Origin of the sequence: Nocardioides sp. dk884 (genome assembly GCF_009557055.1) — a bacterium.
Classification (GTDB): Bacteria; Actinomycetota; Actinomycetes; order Propionibacteriales; family Nocardioidaceae; genus Nocardioides.
The window spans coordinates 3,455,095-3,473,334 of the sequence record NZ_CP045649.1 but is presented as its reverse complement, the minus strand read 5'-3'; the positions used below and the strand labels follow the sequence as shown (position 1 = coordinate 3,473,334).

Below are 18,240 nucleotides of genomic sequence, written 5' to 3'. Positions count from 1 at the left end.
CCCCCGGTGAGCCACTCGTTATCGGCCCGGTCCGCGGGGCGGCCTGCGGGGCGCGGCTCAGGCCGGTGCGGCCCCGGTCGGCACGGCGAGGCCGTCCACGACCTCGGTGCCCGGCAGGTCGGCGAGGAGGCTCCCGGGCACCAGGAGCTTGGAGCGACGCAGCCCGGTGCCGATGACGACCACCTCGCACTCGAGCGCGCGCGGGTCGAGGAGGACCCGCCACTCGCGCGGCAGCCCGACCGGGGTGATCCCGCCGTGCTCCATCCCGGACTCCGCGACCGCGCGGTCCATCGCCAGGAACGACGCCTTGCGCACGTCGAGCAGCCGCTTGACCCGGTTGTTGACGTCGGCGCGGGTGTCGGCGCGCACCAGGCAGGCCGCGACCCGCTCCGCCCCGTCGCGGCGCCCCGCGACCAGCACGCAGTTCACGCTCCGCTCCAGCGGCACGTCGTACGCCTCGCTCATGGCGGCGGTGTCGGCCAGGGCGGGGTCGATCTCGACGACGGCCACCCGGTCGGCGTGGGGCCACTCGGTGAGCGCGGCGGCGACCGGGGCGGCGAGCAGCTCGGGGTGCTCGACGGCGGGCAGCGAGGACAGGGCGGGCAGCGACGGGAGCGCGGGGGACATGAGGCCATTGTCGCGGCAGGTCGTTGCGGCAGCGGTGTTCACCGCAGCGCCACGGACCGGCCACGGGCGCGTCGCCCCCGCGCGGCCGGGGCATGGGACGGATGGGACGTGAGCCAGACGACGACCCTCCCGCCCCCTGTCCCGGCCCTCGCCCCGCGTCGTACGCCGGGGGGCGCGGGGAGTCCGACGGTGGTGGCCCACCGCGGCGCGAGCGGCCACCGCCCCGAGCACACGCTGGAGGCCTACCGCACCGCGATCCGGATGGGCGCCGACGCTGTCGAGCTCGACCTGGTGCCCACCGCGGACGGGGCCCTGATCGTGCGCCACGAGAGCGAGCTGAGCCGCACCACCGACATCGGCGCGCGCCCCGACCTGGCCCACCTGCGCCGGACCCGGCCGGTGGACGGCGTGCCCCGGGCCGGGTGGTTCAGCGAGGACCTGACGCTCGCGCAGGTGCGGACGCTGACCGCGCGCGAGCGGATGCCGGAGCTGCGGCCGGGCAACACGGTGCACGACGGGCGCGAGGGGGTGCCGACGCTCGACGAGGCGCTGGCGACGATCCACGCGGAGGGGGTGCGGGCCGGTCGTCGGGTCGGTGTACTGCTGGAGCTGAAGGAGCCCGCCCGCTTCGCCGGTCGCGGGCTCGCGGTGGAGGGACCGCTGCTCGCCGCCCTGGCCCGTCACGGCCTGGACGACGCGGCTGCCCCGGTCGCGGTCTTGTCCTTCGAGGAGACCGTGCTGCGCCGACTGGCGCTTCGGACCCGGGTGCCGCTGGTGCGCCTGCTCGACGTCGGCGACGACGCGGGTGCGGCCGCGCTCGAGGAGATCGCGTCCTACGCGGGCGGCGTGGGGGTGCACCAGGACCTGGTGGTGCCCCGGGCCCGCTCGGGTCGGGCCCGGCCGTCGGTGCTGGTCCGCGACGCGCACCGGCGCGGGCTGGGAGTCCACGCCTGGACCCTGCGGGCGGAGAACCGGTTCCTGGCCCGCGAGCACCGGCGCGGCCCGCACCCGGGCGGCCTCGGCGACGTCGCCGGCGCTGCCGGCGCGCTGCTGGCGGCCGGGGTGGACGGGCTGATCACCGACCACCCCGACCTGGTGCTGCCCGCCGTCCGCGCGAGGGCGTGAACGGCGGGCAGCACGGGTCGGTGCAGGGGGTCAGCGCAGGTCGTCCCGCGAGCGTTCCGCGGCCCGGCGCCGGGAGGCGATGGTGCTGGCGATGAGACCGCCCACCCCGCCCAGCACCCACGGCATCGGGAGCAGGAAGCGGATCGTCTCGTCGGCGACCAGGTCGGCCTTGACCAGGGCCCAGACGGCCACCAGGCCGAGCAGGGCGATGCCCATCACCAGGTGGCCCACGTTGACCGGGTGCCGGCCGCTGTGCGGGCTCGCCTCGTCGTAGGTGCTCATCGCGCCGCCTCCTGGGACTCGGTGTGGATGCGGACCTGGCCGATGCCGAGGTCCGCGACGATCTCGAGGGGCTCCCCTGCGGGGCCGCTCGTCGCGCCGGTGCTGACCCCGAAGCCGGCGTCGTCGCTGGCGAACAGCGCGGCGCTGCCGATGCCGACGTCGGCGCTCGCACGCACCCGCAGGTCGTCGGGAACGATCACCTCGAGGCGCCCGACGCCGCCCTCGACGTCGATGGAGCGACCTGCCAGTGCCTCCGGGTCCTCGACGGCGCTGAGGTCGAGGACCAGGTCGCCGGCGCCGACGTCGTAGCTGCTCTCGACCTCGAGGGAGCTCAGCGGGCGGTACCGCTCGTCGCCGTCGACGAGGTTCTCACCGACGGTGGTGCCGGCCATCAGCAGGGCCGCGACCAGCCCGACCGCGGTCAGGCCGCCGGCGCGACCGAAGAACGCGCCGAGGACCAGCATCACCCCGCAGGTCGCCACCACGAGGGCCGCGTAGGCGCTGTCCGGGACGCCGGCACCGGCCACGTCGACGATGCCGAGGATGCCGACGCCGAGCGCGGCGAGGGCCATCGTCACCCAGAACAGCAGCGGGCCGCGGCGGGTGGGGTTCGACGGCGGGGCGGTGTACGGCGGGGGGTAGGTGCCCGTCGGCGGTACGGCGTTCGCGGCCATCCAGGGCTGGTAGGTGCCCGGCTGGTACGTCGGGGCGCCGGGCACCGCTGCCGGGTCGGTGGCCGGGCCGGTGGTGGGGCCGGTGGCGGGGCCGGCACCCGGGGCCTGCGCGGCGTACGGGTACTGCTCGTAGGCCGGCGGGCTGGCGGGGGCGCTGTCGCGGTTGCGGGTGAGCAGCACCAGCGCGACCGCGCCGACGATCGCCAACGGCCAGGGGAAGCCGATGACCCCCCACGAGTCGCCGACCAGCGCCAGGGCGGAGAGGCCGGCGGCCACCAGCAGCACGATGCTGCGGGTGCGGTCGTCCAGACGCACCACCGGAGCGGTGCCGTCGTCCGGGGGCACCAGCAGCCAGCAGGCGCCGTACAGCAGCAGCCCGGCGCCGCCGAAGAAGATCAGCACCACGAACGCGACGCGCAGGATCACCGGGTCGATGTCGAGGTGGCGCGCCAGCCCGCCCGCGACGCCGGCGACGTGGTGGTCGGTGGTGCTGCGGCGCAGCCGGCCCAGGTCGCGGATCTCCTCACCGCGGGCGCGGGGCCCCCCGGCCGGCCGGCCGGGGCCACCGGGCGCACCGGGGTCGTCGGGGCCGTCGGGGCCGATCGGGGCGTCGGGAGGTGTGCTGGTCATGGCTCCAGCCTGCCGGTCCGCGACGGTCGCCACCATCAGGGACCACCCTGGTCCGCACCGGAGGACGACCGGCCCCGGGGGCAGCGGCACCGGGGGAGACCTCAGGGAAGGACCGGGGGTCCAGCCGGGGTCGGTTCCCTGTGCCGGGCCTGCGCGCTGTGTGACGATGGGAGCCTCATGAGCAGCCCATCCAGCACGGCGCCGCCACCCGGCGCCGCAGCGCCCCGGGAGACCCGCAAGGCCTACCGCGACACCCACGACGTCGTGATCGGCGGCGTCGCCTCCGGCCTGGCCGAGCACCTCGGACTGCCGGTCCTCACCGTCCGCGTCGCGTTCCTGGTGCTGGCGCTGCTCGGCTTCCTCGGCGTCGCGCTGTACGCCGGGCTGTGGATGGTGCTGCCGGCCGACAACCGCTTCCCCGTCGACGCTCCGGGCCTGGAGAGCGCCACCCGCGGCGGGCGGCGTCCCGGCCCGCGGCGGCGCTGGACGGACTACGGGCCGATGATCGCGCTGCACACCCTCGGCTTCGGCCTGGTGCTGGTCGCCGAGGCCATCTTCGGGCGTGGCGCGATCTTCTGGCCGGTGTTCCTCGGCCTGGTCGGCCTCGCCCTGCTGTGGCGCCAGGCCGACGAGGCCCAGCGCGAGCGGTGGCGCGACACCAGCGGGCGGGTCGACCCGCTGCGCATCGTCTTCGGCGGTGGCGGGTGGGGAGCGGTCGCCCGGGTCGCGAGCGGGGTCAGCCTGGTCGTCGCCGCCGCGCTCATCATCGGTCTCGACGGTGCCTCCCTCGCCGACGCGCGCGGCGCGGTGGCGGGCGGGGCGCTGGTGCTGCTCGGCATCGCGGTCGTGGTCGGTCCGTGGGTCTATCGCCTCGCCATCGACCTCTCCGCCGAGCGCGAGGAGCGGGTCCGCAACCAGGAGCGCGCCGACGTGGCGGCGCACCTGCACGACTCGGTGCTGCAGACTCTCGCGCTCATCCAGAAGAACGCCACCGACTCCGCCGCGGTCGCGCGTCTGGCCCGCGCCCAGGAGCGCGACCTGCGCGCCTGGCTCTACGCGGAGGAGGCCCAGGACGAGCGGACCCTGGCCAGCGCGCTGCGCGGCGCGATGGCCGAGATCGAGGACGCCCACGGCATCACGGTGGACGTCGTGACGGTCGGTGACTGCGACCTCGACGAGCAGCTGCACCCGGTGCTCGCTGCGGCCCGCGAGGCCGTCACCAACGTCGCCAAGCACGCCGGCACCGGCCGCGCCGACGTCTACGCCGAGGTCACCGACACCGCCGTCGACATCTTCGTGCGCGATCGCGGCTGCGGCTTCGACCCCGACCGCACGGCCCCGGACCGCTACGGCGTCCGCCACAGCATCGTGGACCGCCTCCAGCGCCACGGGGGCCGCGCCGAGGTCCGCTCGGCGCCCGGCGAGGGCACCGAGGTGCGCCTGCACCTGCCCCGCCCCACCAGCACCGACCCGAGCCGAGGAGACGAGCGATGACCGAGCCGGACACACCGTCGACCGCACCCGTGCGTGTCGTGGTGGTCGACGACCACGCGATGTTCCGTCGCGGTGTGCGCGCCGAGCTCGCCTCGGCGGGGGCCGGTGTGGTCGAGGTGGTGGCCGAGGCCGCGGACGTCGACGAGGCGATCGCGGCGGTGCGGGCACACCGGCCCGGCGTCGTACTGCTCGACGTGCACCTGCCCGGCGGCGGCGGGGTCGAGGTGATGCGGCGCCAGCCCCCGGACGGCACCCGCTACCTCGCGCTGAGCGTCTCCGACGCGGCGGAGGACGTGATCGGGACGATCCGCGGCGGCGCCCGCGGCTACGTCACCAAGACCATCACCGGCCCCGAGCTGGTCGACGCGATCCGTCGGGTGGCCGACGGCGACGCGGTGTTCTCCCCGCGGCTGGCCGGCTTCGTGCTCGACGCCTTCGCGGGGTCGATCGAGGTCGCCGCCGTCGATGAGGACCTCGACCGGCTCACCGAGCGCGAGCGCGAGGTGATGCGCCTGATCGCTCGCGGCTACGCCTACAAGGAGGTGGCCAAGGAGCTGTTCATCTCGATCAAGACCGTCGAGACCCACATGTCCAGCGTGCTGCGCAAGCTCCAGCTCTCCTCGCGCCACGAGCTCACCCGCTGGGCCTCCGACCGCCGCCTCCTCTGACCCCAGCCCCCCGGCCTCCTCGTTGAATCGAGACTTCTGACGGTCGAGTCGAGACTTCTGACGGTCGAGTCGAGACCCCCGGTTCCTCGGCGCGCCACAAGCACCGACTCGGCGCGCCACAAGCGCCGACTCGCGCAACCACAAGGGCCGACTCGGGGAGAAAGGGGGAGCGGGCGGAGTGGCGTCCACCCCCTGGACGGAGGGGTACGGCGGGGGTCGTGCATGATCACCTAGCCACGCGACGGCGCTCCTGCGCCCGGGGACGGCTGGGTCGTCCCGCGCCGCCACGACCGCGCTGATGCGCGAGGAGGACGCTGCCATGAGCGCGACCACGAGAACCCCGTCCGACGCGCCCGCACCCACAGGGCGGCGCACCGAGGAGCCGTCGAGCCGGCTGAACCGGCCGGTGTTCGCGGTCTCGGCGACGTTCATCATCGCCGTGACGCTGTGGTGCACCATCGCCCCGGAGCACGCCTACTCGACCCTCGGCGACCTGGTGGCGTGGGTGTCGACCTGGTTCGGGTGGTACTACGTCGCGCTCGCGACCGGCATCCTCGGGTTCGTCCTCTTCCTCGGGTGCTCCCGCTACGGCTCGGTGCGCCTGGGCCCGGAGCACTCGCGCCCGCAGTTCAGCACCGGGGCGTGGTCGGCGATGCTCTTCGCCGCCGGCATCGGCACGGACCTGATGTTCTACGCCGTCTACGAGCCGGTGACGCAGTACCTCGCGCCGCCCTCGACCGAGGCCGGCACCGTCGACGCCGCCCGCGAGGCCACCGCCTGGACGCTGTTCCACTACGGGGTGACGGGGTGGGGGATGTACGCCCTGATGGGCATCGCGCTGGCCTACTTCGCCTACCGGCTTCACCAGCCGCTCGCGGTCCGTTCCGCGCTGTACCCGCTGATCGGGCGTCGGGTGAACGGCCCGATCGGGCACTCCGTCGACGTCGCCACGGTGCTCGGCACCATCTTCGGCGTCGCCACCTCGCTCGGCATCGGTGTCGTGGGCCTCAACGTCGGGCTCGACCTCGTGTTCGGGCTGCCGCAGGGCCTTCCGGTCCAGGCCGCGCTCATCGTGGTCGCCGTCGTGATCGCCTCGGTCTCGGCGGTGAGCGGCGTCGAGCGCGGCATCAAGCGGCTCTCCCAGGCCAACGTCCTGCTGGCCGTCGCGCTGGTCGTCTTCGTGCTCGTCACCGGGCGCACGTCGTACCTGCTCAACGCGGTCGTGCTCAATGTCGGCGACTTCGTGCGGCTGTTCCCCGAGATGTCGATGCAGACCTTCGCCTACGAGGACACCGGCGACTGGATGAGCTTCTGGACGCTGTTCTTCTGGGCTTGGTGGATGGCCTGGGCGGCGTTCGTCGGGCTCTTCCTGGCCCGGATCTCGCGCGGCCGCACGATCCGTCAGTTCGTCGTCGGCACGATGATCATCCCGTTCACCTACATCGTGATGTGGGTGTCGGTCTTCGGCAACGCCGCCCTCGACGAGGTCCGCAGCGGCAACGTCTCCTTCACCCGCACCGCCTCCGAGGCGATCGATCCCTCGGTCGGGCTGTGGGCGCTGCTCCAGGAGTACCCCGCCTTCACCTTCACCGCCGGCCTGGCGATCGTGGTCGGCCTGCTGTTCTACGTCACCTCGGCCGACTCCGGCGCACTGGTGATGGCCAACCTGTCCTCGCACCAGCGCACCGTCCACGACGACGCGCGGCCGTGGCTACGGGTGTTCTGGGCGGTCGCGACCGGCGCGCTGACCCTCGCCGCCCTGGCGGCGGGCGACATCTTCGCCCTCCAGTACGCCACGGTGGTGATCGGACTGCCGTTCGCCTTCGTCATGCTCGCGGTGGGCTGGGGTCTCTACCGCGCGCTGCGCACCGAGATGCACCTCGCCGACAGCCGCGACAGCGTGCTGCCCGGCGCCCTGTCGGGGCGGAGCACCGACCCGAGCGACGCGCGGCCAGCGGTGCCGTGGCAGGCCCGGATGCGCCGGATGATGTCGTTCCCGCCGCGGGCGCGCGCCGAGCAGTTCTGCGCCGACGTGGTCACCCCCGCCCTGGCGGACGTGGCCGCCGAGCTCACCGAGCAGGGCGTCGCGGCGACGGTCCGCGTCGAGGACACCGATGGCGAGCTCGCCGTCGAGCTCCGCGCGGAGGTCGGGGGAGCGCTCACGTTCTGCTACCGCGTCGAGCACCGAAGCGCCCCCGTGCCGGCGTACGGCGGGGCACCGCTGCTCGGCAGCGACGTCTACAGCCGCCTCGAGGTGCACCTGCTCCACGGCGGTGAGGGCTACGACGTGATGGGCTACTCGCGCACCCAGCTGCTCGACGACGTCATGGACCAGTACGAGCGACACCTGGAGTTCCTGCGCCTGCGGGACGGGGCCGGGGCCTAGCACCACCCGCGGGCCGCCGCCCGGGCATCGTTTCGCCGGGCGGGGCCGCGGGTACGGGCAGGCGGTTCCCGACCCCTCGCCACCAGGAGCTCGCCCGTGAGCCAGGCAGACTCAGCACCCCCGGCGCGGCCCGACGAGGAGTCGGAGCTCAAGCGGAGCATCACCGGCCGGCTGCTGTACTTCTACGTCCTCGGCGACGTCCTCGGCTCGGGCATCTACGTCCTGATCGGCGCGGTCGCCCTCGCCGTCGGCGGCGCCTTCTGGATCGCCTTCGCCGTCGGCATCACCGTCGCCACGATCACCGGCCTGGCCTACGCCGAGCTGGTGACGAAGTATCCGCAGGCCGCCGGGGCCGCGCTCTACGTCAACAAGGCGTTCCGCAACCCGCTGTTGACCTTCTTGATCACCGTCTGCATGCTGTCGGCGACCTATGCCGCCGCGGGCTCGCTGGCCAACGGCTTCGCGTCGTACTTCCAGACGGTGTGGGAGCTGCCACCGGAGCTGTTGTTGACGGTGGCGTTCATCATCGTCCTGGCGGTGGTCAACTTCATCGGCATCACCGAGTCGGTGATCGCCAACATGGTGATGACGCTGATCGAGGTCAGCGGCCTGGTGATCATCTTGATCATCGGGGTCTGGTACATCGCCCAGGGCGACGCCCGGTTCGCGACCCTGGTCGAGTTCGACACCGGCGACAAGAGCGCCCTGCTCGGGGTCATCTCCGGCGTCGCGCTGGCCTTCTTCGCGATGACGGGCTTCGAGAACGCCGCCAACGTCGCCGAGGAGACCATCGACCCGGGCCGCACCTTCCCGCGCGCACTGGTCGGCGGCATGCTCACGGCGGGCATCATCTACGTGCTGGTCGCGGCGGTCACCGCGCTCACCGTCGAGATCCCCGTGATCCAGCGGGCCGGGGCGAACGACGATCCCGCGCTGCTGGAGGTGATCGAGAAGGGCATCATCCCGGTGCCGGTCGGGTTCATGACGATCCTGTTCGCGATCATCGCGATGGTGGCGATCACCAACACGACGCTGGTCTCGGTGGTCACCCAGTCGCGCATCCTCTACGGCATGGCCCGCGAGGACGTCGTCCCGGGCATCTTCGGCCGCATCCACTCCACCCGGCGCAGCCCGTGGGTGGCGCTGCTGTTCTCCGCCGTCGTGGTGTGCGGGCTGCTGGCCTCCGGAGCGGACATCGCGCGGCTGGCCACCGTGACGGTCGTCTTCACGCTGTTCATCTACGGCCTCGTCATCGTCTCCGCGCTCAAGCTTCGCGGCCAGGACGAGCGCGAGGACACCTTCACCGCACCGCGACCGCTGCTGCTCCTCGGTGTCCTGGGCAACGCGGTGCTGCTCGTCTACGTCGTCTACGACGACCCGGGGTCGCTGCTGTGGTGCGCCGGGCTGCTCGCGATCGGGGTGGCGTTGTACGTCGTGGAGCGGCTCTTCGGCCGGCGCGACCGGCCCGCCGAGCACGCACCGGGGGAGACGGTCCTCGGTGAGCCCCCTACCCGTGACCCGCAGCAGGAGGACTGAAGCCATGCACATCATCGTCGCCACCGACGGGTCCAAGCAGTCCCTGGCCGCAGCCCGCTACGCCCGCAACGTGCTCGACCCGGCCAAGGTCACCGACGTCTCCGTGGTGGCGGTGCTCCGACCGCTGGCGGCGGTGGCCTTCGCCGACGACCTCTCCCCGGACGACCGCGCGCGGGTGGGCCTGGAGAGCGCGAGCTTCCGCGCCGCCGCCGAGAGCTCGCTCCGTGTGGTCGCCGAGGTCTTCGCCGGCTGGGGCCCGCAGGTGCACCGGCGCATCCGCAGCGGCTCACCGGCCAACGAGCTGATCAAGGCCGCCCGCTCGCTCGAGGCGGGGCTGGTGGTGGTCGCCGCCGGCGGCCGCGGGCTCAGCGAGTCCGTGCTGATCGGCAGCACCGCCCAGCGGGTGCAGGGCTCCGCGCCCTGCCCGGTCCTCGTCGTCCGGCCGACCCCGCGGCGCAAGCGCGGCTGAACGCGCCGGCGGCCTCGCAGCCGCGCCGCCCCTCGCTCCGGGGGTGGTCGCACGTAGGCTGGTCGACAGCATGAGCACCCCCTCCCTTCCCGGTTTCGAGCACCTCCTCGAGGTGCGTCCCGACGACACGACCCGCCAGCGGCGCGGGCCTACCCGCGAGCAGCTGCTGGACGGGCTCAACGAGCCCCAGCGCGCTGCGGTGGTCCACGAGGGCGCGCCCCTGCTGGTGGTGGCCGGCGCGGGCTCGGGCAAGACCCGGGTGCTGACCCGGCGCATCGCGTGGCTGATCTCCGAGCGCGGCGCCCACCCCGGCTCGATCCTGGCGATCACCTTCACCAACAAGGCCGCGGCCGAGATGAAGGAGCGCGTCGAGGAGCTGGTCGGCAAGCGCGCCCGGATCATGTGGGTCTCGACCTTCCACTCCGCGTGCGTGCGGATCCTGCGCAAGGAGATCGACCGGCTGGGCTACAAGTCCTCGTTCTCGATCTACGACGCCGCCGACTCCAAGCGGCTGATGACGATGATCATCAAGGACCTCGACCTGGACCCGAAGCGCTACCAGGCCGGCCCGCTGCTCAACTGGGTCTCGAACCACAAGAACGAGCTGCACGACCCCGAGGACGCCACCCAGGAGGCGGCCAACAAGCTGGAGGAGACCTACGCCGCGGCGTACACCATCTACCAGCGGCGACTGCGCGAGGCCAACGCGCTCGACTTCGACGACCTGATCATGATGACCGTCCGCCTCTTGCGGGCATTTCCCGACGTGCGCGAGACCTACCGTCGCCGGTTCCGCCACGTGCTGGTCGATGAGTACCAGGACACCAACCACGCGCAGTACGCGCTGGTGCACGAGCTGTGCGCCGACGACCCCGAGCACGACCGCCGCGACGACCCGACGGCCGTCGAGCCCGCCGAGCTGATGGTGGTGGGCGACGCCGACCAGTCGATCTACGCGTTCCGCGGCGCCAACATCCGCAACATCCTCGACTTCGAGCAGGACTTCCCGAACGCCTCCTCGATCCTGCTGGAGCAGAACTACCGCTCCACCCAGACGATCCTTACCGCCGCGAACGGCGTGATCGCCCACAACAAGGGCCGCAAGCCCAAGCGGCTGTGGTCCGACGCCGGTGACGGCGAGCGGATCGTCGGCTACGTCGCCGACGACGAGCACGACGAGGCCCGCTTCATCTCCGGCGAGATCGACAAGCTCGTCGATGCCGGCGCGAAGGCCTCCGACGTCGCGGTGTTCTACCGCACCAACGCCCAGTCGCGCGTGCTGGAGGAGGTGTTCATCCGCACCGGCCAGCCCTACAAGGTCGTCGGCGGGGTGCGCTTCTACGAGCGCCGCGAGGTGCGCGACGCCCTCGCCTACCTGCGGCTGCTGGCCAACCCGGCCGACGAGGTCTCGCTGCGCCGCATCCTCAACACCCCCAAGCGCGGCATCGGCGACCGGGCCGTGGCCTGCGTCGTCGCGCTGGCCGAGCGTGAGCGGATCACCTTCTGGGAGGCGCTGCGGCGCGCCGAGGAGGCCCCCGGTCTCGCGACGCGCTCGCTCACGAGCATCCGCACGTTCGTCGCGATGATCGAGGAGCTCCAGTCGATGGTCGAGGCGGGGGAGCGGGCCGACGTGGTCCTCGAGTCCGTGCTCGCCCGCTCCGGCTACCTCGCCGAGCTGGAGGAGTCCGACGACCCGCAGGACGCCACCCGCGTGGAGAACCTCGCCGAGCTGGTGGCGGTCGCGCGCGAGTTCAGCGACGACCCGGTCGCCGGGCCCTCCGCGGATCCCAGCGACGTCGACGCCGGGACCGTCGTGCCCGGCCTGACCGACTTCCTGGAGCGGGTGGCGCTGGTCGCCGACACCGACCAGATCCCCGAGGGCGACGAGGGCGTGGTCACGATGATGACGCTCCACACCGCGAAGGGGCTGGAGTTCCCGATCGTGTTCCTCACCGGCCTCGAGGACGGCGTCTTCCCGCACAGCCGTGCCCTGGGTGATCAGACCGAGCTCGAGGAGGAGCGGCGCCTGGCCTACGTCGGGATCACGCGCGCCCGCGAGCGCCTCTACCTCTCCCGCGCCGCCGTCCGCTCCGCCTGGGGCGCGCCGGCCCACAACCCGGGCTCGCGCTTCCTCGACGAGCTGCCCGTCGACCTCGTCGACTGGCGCCGCACCGAGGCCGCGCAGACCCGCTGGAGCCGGCCCGACCTCTCCGGCGGTCCGTCCGGTCAGCGCCTCGGCTCGCCGACCGCGGCGGGGCGCCGCAACTTCTCCTCGGCGGCGCTGCGCGTCGACGCCGCAGCGAAGGCCAAGCGCTCGCGCGAGATCCCGTCCCTGGCCCCGGGCGACCGGGTGCTGCACGACTCCTTCGGGATGGGCAGCGTGGTCGCGGTCGAGGGGGCGGGGGACAAGTCGGTCGCCTCGATCGACTTCGGCTCCGAGGGCGTCAAGCGGCTGCTGCTGCGCTACGCCCCGGTCGAGAAGCTCTGAGGGCGGCCCCGCTCACGGCGGGGCGCCCTCGACCTCGGCCTCCTCGGACACCTGCCACGCGGTGCCCCCGACGTCGACGGTGTTGTCCGCGACCTCGATGTCGCGCCCGGCCCGCACCGCGATCCCGTTGGCCGAGCCGGTGATCCGGTTGCCGGCGATCAGCACGTCGGCCGCGGCGCCGGCGCCCCGGCCGTCGGCACCGTCGTCCTCGGTCACCAGCACGCCCCAGAAGTCCGCGCCCGCGCCCGCGACCGTGTTGTCGCGCACGACGGTCCCGGGTGCGTTGCGCAGCTCGATGCCCGCCGTGGACCCGGCGCGTGCGACGACCTCGTTGTCCTCGATCAGGGTGTCCGGCGTGCCGAGGATGACGAGCACGCCCTGCTCGTTGCCGTGCAGGACGTTGTCGTGGACCCAGTTGCCCTCACCGCTCGCGTCGTGCTGGTGCTTCTCGCCCCCGGAGTTGCCCAGCGCGATGCCTGCCGCGTCGACGCCGGTGACGGTGTTGCCGCGGATCTCGTTGAGGTACTCGTCCTCGCCGTGCAGGTCGATGGCGTCCAGGACACCGCCGTCGACGGTGTTGTCGGCGATGAGGTTGTGGTGGGTCGCGAACTGCAGGAGGATCCCGTGGCGCAGGTGCGTGCCGTCCAGGTGGTTTCCCACCACGACGTGGTGCCGCGAGTCGTTCGCGGCTCCCGCCTCGGGCGGGTCGGCCCGGCCCTCGACCACGATGCCGTAGCCGGACCCGCCGGGGCCGACGCTGGTGGCGTCCGCGACGCGGCAACCGGTCACGGTCACCTCGCGGCTGGCCTTGACGGTGATGCCGTGGCGCTGGAACAGCTCCACGGAGACGTCCTCCACGAGCACCCGTCTGCTGCCCTCGCCGGCGTCCTCGCCGATCTGCACGCCGTACATCGGGCCGCCCCCGGGCCCGTCGGCGTCCGGGTCGGTGCCCAGCGCCCCGTCGTACTCGGAGGTGATGGTCAGGCCGCGTACGGCGGCGTTCTCGACGCCGGTGCCGCGCACGACCGCGCTGTCGTCCTCGCCGTCGAAGGAGGTGCGGAGCACGGTGTCACCCGGCCCGGCACCACGCAGCTGCACGCCGTCGGCGAGCAGCAGGTTCGCGTCCTCGTCGTCCGGGTGCGGGGAACTCAGGTCGTAGACCCCGGCGGGGAGGAGGACCTCGTCGCCGGCCTCCGCCGTCGCCAGTGCCTCCCGGATGGCGGGTGCGTCGTCACCGGTGCCGGGAGCCGGGTCAGCCCCCAGCTCCGTGACGTCGAAGGAGGTCCCGGTGGGCCGGGGCGGCACCGGGACCTCGAGCGGTCTCCCGTCGGGGGCGACCAGCCCGGCCGACGGCCCGGCCCGGGGGCTGGCCGCCTCCTCGGGTGAAGCAGGCGGCGCGGGATCGCCGCCGGTGCACGCGGTCAGGAAGACCACGAGCAGCCAGACGACGATCCCGCACCGCGGATGCGTCGACACGCCCTCAGGGACGCGACCGGCGCGTTCCCTACCTCCTCTGCACCCTGACCGTCACTGTCCGGGTGGCCCGCTTCGAGGTCTCCGAGCCGGTGTAGACGAGGCGGAGCGTGTAGGTGCCCACCGGGAGCCGGGTCAGCTGCACCTGGGCGACGCCACGGGCGTTGAGGGTGGCGCGCCCGATGACGGCTCCCCTCGTCCTGACCAGGACGGTGCCCGTGGCAGGCTGCCCGGCCGAGACCACCCGGAAGGTGACCCGGGCGCGGACGTTCGGGGTCAGGTTGCGCGGGCGCACCGTGGGCTCCACGATCCGCGAGTTCGCCTTGGCGGTCTGGCCGATGTTCACCCGCACCCCCTGGCGCAGCGGCAGGCTCTCGGAGGATCCGCCCACGGACACCCGGTAGCGCCCGGGAGTCGTGACCCACCTACCGTCAGCCCAGCGCCTGAGGTCGTCGGGATCCTCGGGGACGAAGTAGGACAGCGGGTGGTTGGAGGCCCTCGAGTCGAGGACCACCGAGACCCGTTGGCTCTCGCCGGGGTCGAGGTCGACCTTCTGGAAGCCGACCAGGCGGTTGAAGTTCTGGCGGGCCTCGGGGGGCAGCCTCAGGTAGACCTGCGAGGCTTCCTTGCCGGCGACGTCACCGGTGTTGGTCACCGTGTAGCTCACCCGCAGACCGGTCTGCTGCCGGTTGTTGCGGATCGTGGCCACGTCGAGGTTGCTGTAGTCGAAGGTCGTGTAGGACAGGCCGTAACCGAAGGGGAACAGCGGCTCGGTGCCGGTGGCCTGGTACCAGCGGTAGCCCATCTTCAGGCCCTCGGTGTAGCGGACGACCCGCTGCGGTGCACCCGGGATGGGGTCGCGGCCGATGCCGCCGGGAACCCCGGTGTTCTCCTGGTAGCCCGGGTACTGCTCCTGGGTCTCGTACGCCGCCTCGCGGTCGGTCTTGCCGATGGTGATGGGCAGCTTGCCGGAGAAGTTGGTGACGCCGAACAGCGCGTCGGCCACGACGTTGCCGTCCTCCTGGCCGGGGTACCACGCCTCGACCAGCGTGCGGACGTCGTTGATCCGGGGCATGTTGACCTGGCCCTGGGTCTTCCACACCACGACCGTGTTGGGGACCGCCTCGATCAGGCGGGATGCCAGCTGCTGCTGGTTGGTCCCGGTCACCGTGGGCAGGTCGAGGTCGGGGACCTCCCGGTTGGCACCCGAGACGTTGCCGCCGGGGTTCTCCTCCTGCCAGTTGCTGTTCTTGTCCCACGTCTCGCGGGCGACGTCACCGAGCATCAGGATGGTCACGTCGGACCGCTCGGCCAGCGCGATGGCGTTGCCGATGTTGTTGGCGTTGTTGTAGGTGACGGTGGCGTCCTCGGCCCCGAGGGAGCGCAGGGTGTTCAACAGACCCTGCCTCGGGGTGACCTCGTAGGGTGCCCTGACGGAGACGTTGTTGCTGCGGTCGCCGCTGCGCGGCGGCAGCGTGGCCTCGCCGGCGAACCACCGGGCGCCGATCAGGGCCACCGAGTCGATCGCGCGGGAGTTGAGCGGGAGCTGCCCGCGCTCGTTGCGCAGGAGCACCAGGCTCTCCGCTGCCGCGTCCTTGGCCACCTGGGCGTGGGTGCCGCCGGGGACCATCTCGTCCTCGAGCTGGTCCCACGTGAACCCGGTCTCCGGGTTGTCGAAGTCGCCGAACTGGAACATCTTGATGTAGCGCTCGCGCAGCATGTCGTCGATGTCGGCCTCGGTGATCTCACCGTTCCTGATCGCCGCCTTGACGAGGTCGGGCTGGTACCACTCCGGCTCCTCGTCGACCTCGACGTCGGTGCCGGCGAGGATCGAGGGCACCGTGCTCTGCTGGGCGCGCCGGTCCGAGAAGACGTAGCCGTCGAAGCCCCAGTCCTGGCGCAGGGTCTTGCGCAGCAGCGGCCGGCTCTCGCAGTTGTAGCTGAAGTTCACGTAGCCGTAGGCGCACATCACCGAGGCGACGTCGGCGTCCTTCACCGCCATCTCGAAGGGCAGCAGGTAGAGCTCGTGCATCGCCCGCGCGGGCACCCGGATCGCGGCGGTCCACCGCTCGAACTGGAACTCCGAGTCGTTGGCGACGAAGTGCTTGGCCGTCGCCTGGCTCACGTTGCGCTCCTGGATGCCGCGGATGATCTGCGAGGCCAGGACGCCGGTGAGGTAGGGGTCCTCACTGAAGAACTCGTTGTTGCGACCGCCGTACGGCGTGCGGATCAGGTTCAGGACCGGGCCCCACAGCACCTGGTGCGCCCAGGCCTGCAGCTCCACGTCGAGCACCCGTCCCCAGTCGAGGGTGAGGTCGCGGTCGAAGGTGGCGGCCGAGGAGATCTGCGCGGGCAGCGCAGTCGCGGTGGGCTCCGGGAGGCAGTCGCCGCCGCGGATGCCGGTGCCGCCGTTGGCCATCCGGAAGTCGGGGATCTTCAGCGCCGGGATGCCCTCGATGTGGCGACCGATCAGGGTGAAGTCACAGCCGACCCCGTTGTCCTGGTCCCCGTCGTCGAGGTCCTCGTTGTAGACGGGACGGTTGAAGATCTGCTCGAGCTTCTGATCCAGCGTCATCGCGTCGATGAGCAGCTCGGCCCGTTGCGCCGCTGGGAGGCTGGTGTTCATCCATGGCAGGTCGTCTTCCTGGGCCGTCGCCCCCTGGGGGATGCCGATGGCGGCGCTGAGCGTCGCCACCATGAGGGCCAAAGCGGAGACTGCACTGACGAGTGATTTCTTCATGGGTCACGTTCCGATCAGGTGTGTGACGGGAATCACTCAGCATGCGCCGCCGTCCGCAGCGACGACAAGGGCCCCGGATCGGCACCTCCATACCTCCAGTTCACCTCGCACGAGGGCTCAGGCGAACACCCGCAAACTCGGCCAAAGCGGCCCGAACGCCCGGCGGTCGGCGGAGCCGCGCAGATGGCACGACCCCCGCGCGTCGTGGACGCGCGGGGGTCGAGGCCGGGGTGTCTCAGGCCCGAAGGATCAGGGCTGGACGCCGTGGTGGGCGAGGTGCGAGTAGGGGTCGACCGGGTCGCCGCCGCCGGGACGCACCTCGAGGTGCAGGTGCGGGCCGGTGCTGTTGCCGGTGGAGCCCACGGTGCCGATGCGCTGGCCGGCGTTGACCTTCTGGCCCACGGAGACCTCGATGGAGGTCTGGTGGCAGTACCAGATCTCGGTGCCGTCCTCGAGGGTCAGGACGGTCATGTTGCCGTAGGCGCCGTTGTAGCCGGTCGAGGTGACGGTGGCGTTGGCGACCGCGACCAGCGGAGTCCCGGAGGGGGCGGCGAAGTCCAGGCCGGTGTGGGTGCTGGCCCACAGCCCGGAGGACTCGGCGAAGCGGGCGGTCAGGCGGTAGCCGCTGACCGGCAGCACCCACTGGTTGCGCTTGATCTTCTGCGCCTGGGCCTCGGCCTGGGCCGAGAGCTTCTGCAGGGCGGTGTTGCGCTGGGCGTTCTTGGCCTCGGCGGACTTCTGGAGCTTGGCGTCGGTGGCGTCGCCGAGCGCGGTGCGCGAGCTGTCGCGGCTCACGACCGAGCCGCGCGGTCGCACGGACCCGGCGCCGCTCTTGCCGCTGAGCGCGCTGGCGGCGACGACCGAGCGCTTGCCGGTGGGGGTCTGGTCGGCGTCGTCGTTGCCGGTGAGCAGAGTGCCGCCGATGGACACGGCCAGCGCGGCGACGCCCACGGCTGCGGGGACCGACGGCAGGAGCCGGCGGCGTCGGGGGGCGGGCTGCTTGACGGCGCGGCGCTTCCCGGGAGGAGCGATGAGCGGGATGCTCGCGGTCGCCTCGCGGTCGCCGAAGTGGGTGGTGTGATCGAGGCGGGCCGCGGGCTCGTCCTCGACCTTGCGGACCTCGACCTCCAGGCCGAACGCCTCGGGGTCGAGCAGGTCGGGCGTCGTCACGACCGGGGGCGCCTCGGTGAGCGCCTCGGTCAGCACGGTGCCAGCCGGGGTCGTGGTCAGTTCGATGATCGGAGTGTCAGAACGCCCGGCGACCCGCTTGCCGGCGTACCTGACGTGCGTGGTCTCCGAGGGTCCACGGCGCGTGCCGCGGCGTTCCGCTCGGTGATTACCCATGAACGATGGCTCCACATTTGGTCGGTGCGTCTCGTGCTTCGGACAGGCAAGGACAGACTCTAGCCGCGGATCTGAGTCGTCCGAAACTTCGGTTTAGCCGATTGTGGCGCGGATCTGAGCTCTGGGGGCGCAATTCCCACAGCCCACGCGTAAGACCCCGTGGTTTGGACCACGTTTCACCCTGTGGGACGTGGCGGGAATCACGACCAGGTTGGGCCTCTTTCACCTCAGATCTGGGTACAACCGCGCCACTTCGATCGAGCTCCGCGAGGGCGGTGCGGCGGCTCGATCGGCGCGGTCTGGA

13 protein-coding genes are annotated in these 18,240 nt (G+C 72.5%); 7 read left to right on the top strand and 6 right to left on the bottom strand.

Annotation, left to right across the window (positions count from 1 at the left end):
* Nucleotides 1-57 precede the first annotated feature (57 nt).
* Nucleotides 58-627 (bottom strand): YbaK/EbsC family protein, encoded by a 570-nt coding sequence (locus tag GFH29_RS16620; RefSeq protein WP_194288977.1) that lies wholly within the window; start codon nucleotides 625-627, stop codon nucleotides 58-60.
* Between the two features lie 108 nt (nucleotides 628-735).
* Here GFH29_RS16620 and GFH29_RS16615 point away from each other — a divergent pair, with 108 nt between their 5' ends.
* Nucleotides 736-1,752 (top strand): glycerophosphodiester phosphodiesterase family protein, encoded by a 1,017-nt coding sequence (locus GFH29_RS16615; protein WP_153337405.1) that lies wholly within the window; start codon nucleotides 736-738, stop codon nucleotides 1,750-1,752.
* A 30-nt stretch (nucleotides 1,753-1,782) separates the two neighbouring features.
* Here the strand turns inward: GFH29_RS16615 and GFH29_RS16610 are convergent, their stop codons facing one another.
* Both GFH29_RS16610 and GFH29_RS16605 read right to left on the bottom strand, forming a co-directional pair.
* Nucleotides 1,783-2,034, bottom strand: a complete 252-nt coding sequence (locus GFH29_RS16610; protein ID WP_153324890.1) for a hypothetical protein — start codon at nucleotides 2,032-2,034, stop codon at nucleotides 1,783-1,785.
* Nucleotides 2,031-3,338 carry a PspC domain-containing protein gene (locus tag GFH29_RS16605; protein WP_194288976.1) on the bottom strand — a complete coding sequence of 436 codons (1,308 nt, stop codon included), beginning with the start codon at nucleotides 3,336-3,338 and terminating at the stop codon, nucleotides 2,031-2,033. Before GFH29_RS16605 ends, GFH29_RS16610 begins: the two co-directional genes overlap by 4 nt.
* Before the next feature lie 177 nt (nucleotides 3,339-3,515).
* On the opposite strand from GFH29_RS16605, the gene GFH29_RS16600 reads away from it, so the two are divergent.
* From GFH29_RS16600 to pcrA, 6 genes are all read left to right on the top strand, one after another.
* Complete coding sequence (locus GFH29_RS16600; protein ID WP_153324888.1) at nucleotides 3,516-4,832, top strand: ATP-binding protein; 1,317 nt, start codon at nucleotides 3,516-3,518, stop codon at nucleotides 4,830-4,832.
* On the top strand, nucleotides 4,829-5,500 hold the full coding sequence (locus tag GFH29_RS16595; protein WP_153324887.1) for a LuxR C-terminal-related transcriptional regulator: 672 nt from the start codon (nucleotides 4,829-4,831) through the stop codon (nucleotides 5,498-5,500). Before GFH29_RS16600 ends, GFH29_RS16595 begins: the two co-directional genes overlap by 4 nt.
* Before the next feature lie 319 nt (nucleotides 5,501-5,819).
* Nucleotides 5,820-7,886 (top strand): choline BCCT transporter BetT, encoded by a 2,067-nt coding sequence (gene betT / locus GFH29_RS16590; RefSeq protein WP_153324886.1) that lies wholly within the window; start codon nucleotides 5,820-5,822, stop codon nucleotides 7,884-7,886.
* A gap of 96 nt (nucleotides 7,887-7,982) precedes the next feature.
* Nucleotides 7,983-9,422, top strand: a complete 1,440-nt coding sequence (locus GFH29_RS16585) for an APC family permease (RefSeq protein ID WP_153324885.1) — start codon at nucleotides 7,983-7,985, stop codon at nucleotides 9,420-9,422.
* A gap of 4 nt (nucleotides 9,423-9,426) precedes the next feature.
* On the top strand, nucleotides 9,427-9,891 hold the full coding sequence (locus GFH29_RS16580; protein WP_153324884.1) for a universal stress protein: 465 nt from the start codon (nucleotides 9,427-9,429) through the stop codon (nucleotides 9,889-9,891).
* Nucleotides 9,892-9,961: 70 nt separating this feature from the next.
* Entirely contained in the window at nucleotides 9,962-12,379 is a 2,418-nt protein-coding gene (gene pcrA / locus GFH29_RS16575; RefSeq protein ID WP_153324883.1) for a DNA helicase PcrA, read from the top strand.
* Nucleotides 12,380-12,391: 12 nt separating this feature from the next.
* On the opposite strand, the gene GFH29_RS16570 is transcribed toward pcrA, so the two are convergent.
* The 3 genes from GFH29_RS16570 to GFH29_RS16560 form a co-directional block, all read right to left on the bottom strand.
* Nucleotides 12,392-13,855 (bottom strand): right-handed parallel beta-helix repeat-containing protein, encoded by a 1,464-nt coding sequence (locus tag GFH29_RS16570; RefSeq protein ID WP_153324882.1) that lies wholly within the window; start codon nucleotides 13,853-13,855, stop codon nucleotides 12,392-12,394.
* A 28-nt stretch (nucleotides 13,856-13,883) separates the two neighbouring features.
* Nucleotides 13,884-16,478: a glycoside hydrolase family 3 C-terminal domain-containing protein gene (locus GFH29_RS16565; RefSeq protein ID WP_194289560.1), complete on the bottom strand. Its 2,595-nt coding sequence runs from the start codon at nucleotides 16,476-16,478 to the stop codon at nucleotides 13,884-13,886.
* Between the two features lie 363 nt (nucleotides 16,479-16,841).
* Nucleotides 16,842-17,936: a M23 family metallopeptidase gene (locus GFH29_RS16560; RefSeq protein ID WP_153324880.1), complete on the bottom strand. Its 1,095-nt coding sequence runs from the start codon at nucleotides 17,934-17,936 to the stop codon at nucleotides 16,842-16,844.
* Between the last annotated feature and the right edge of the window lie 304 nt (nucleotides 17,937-18,240).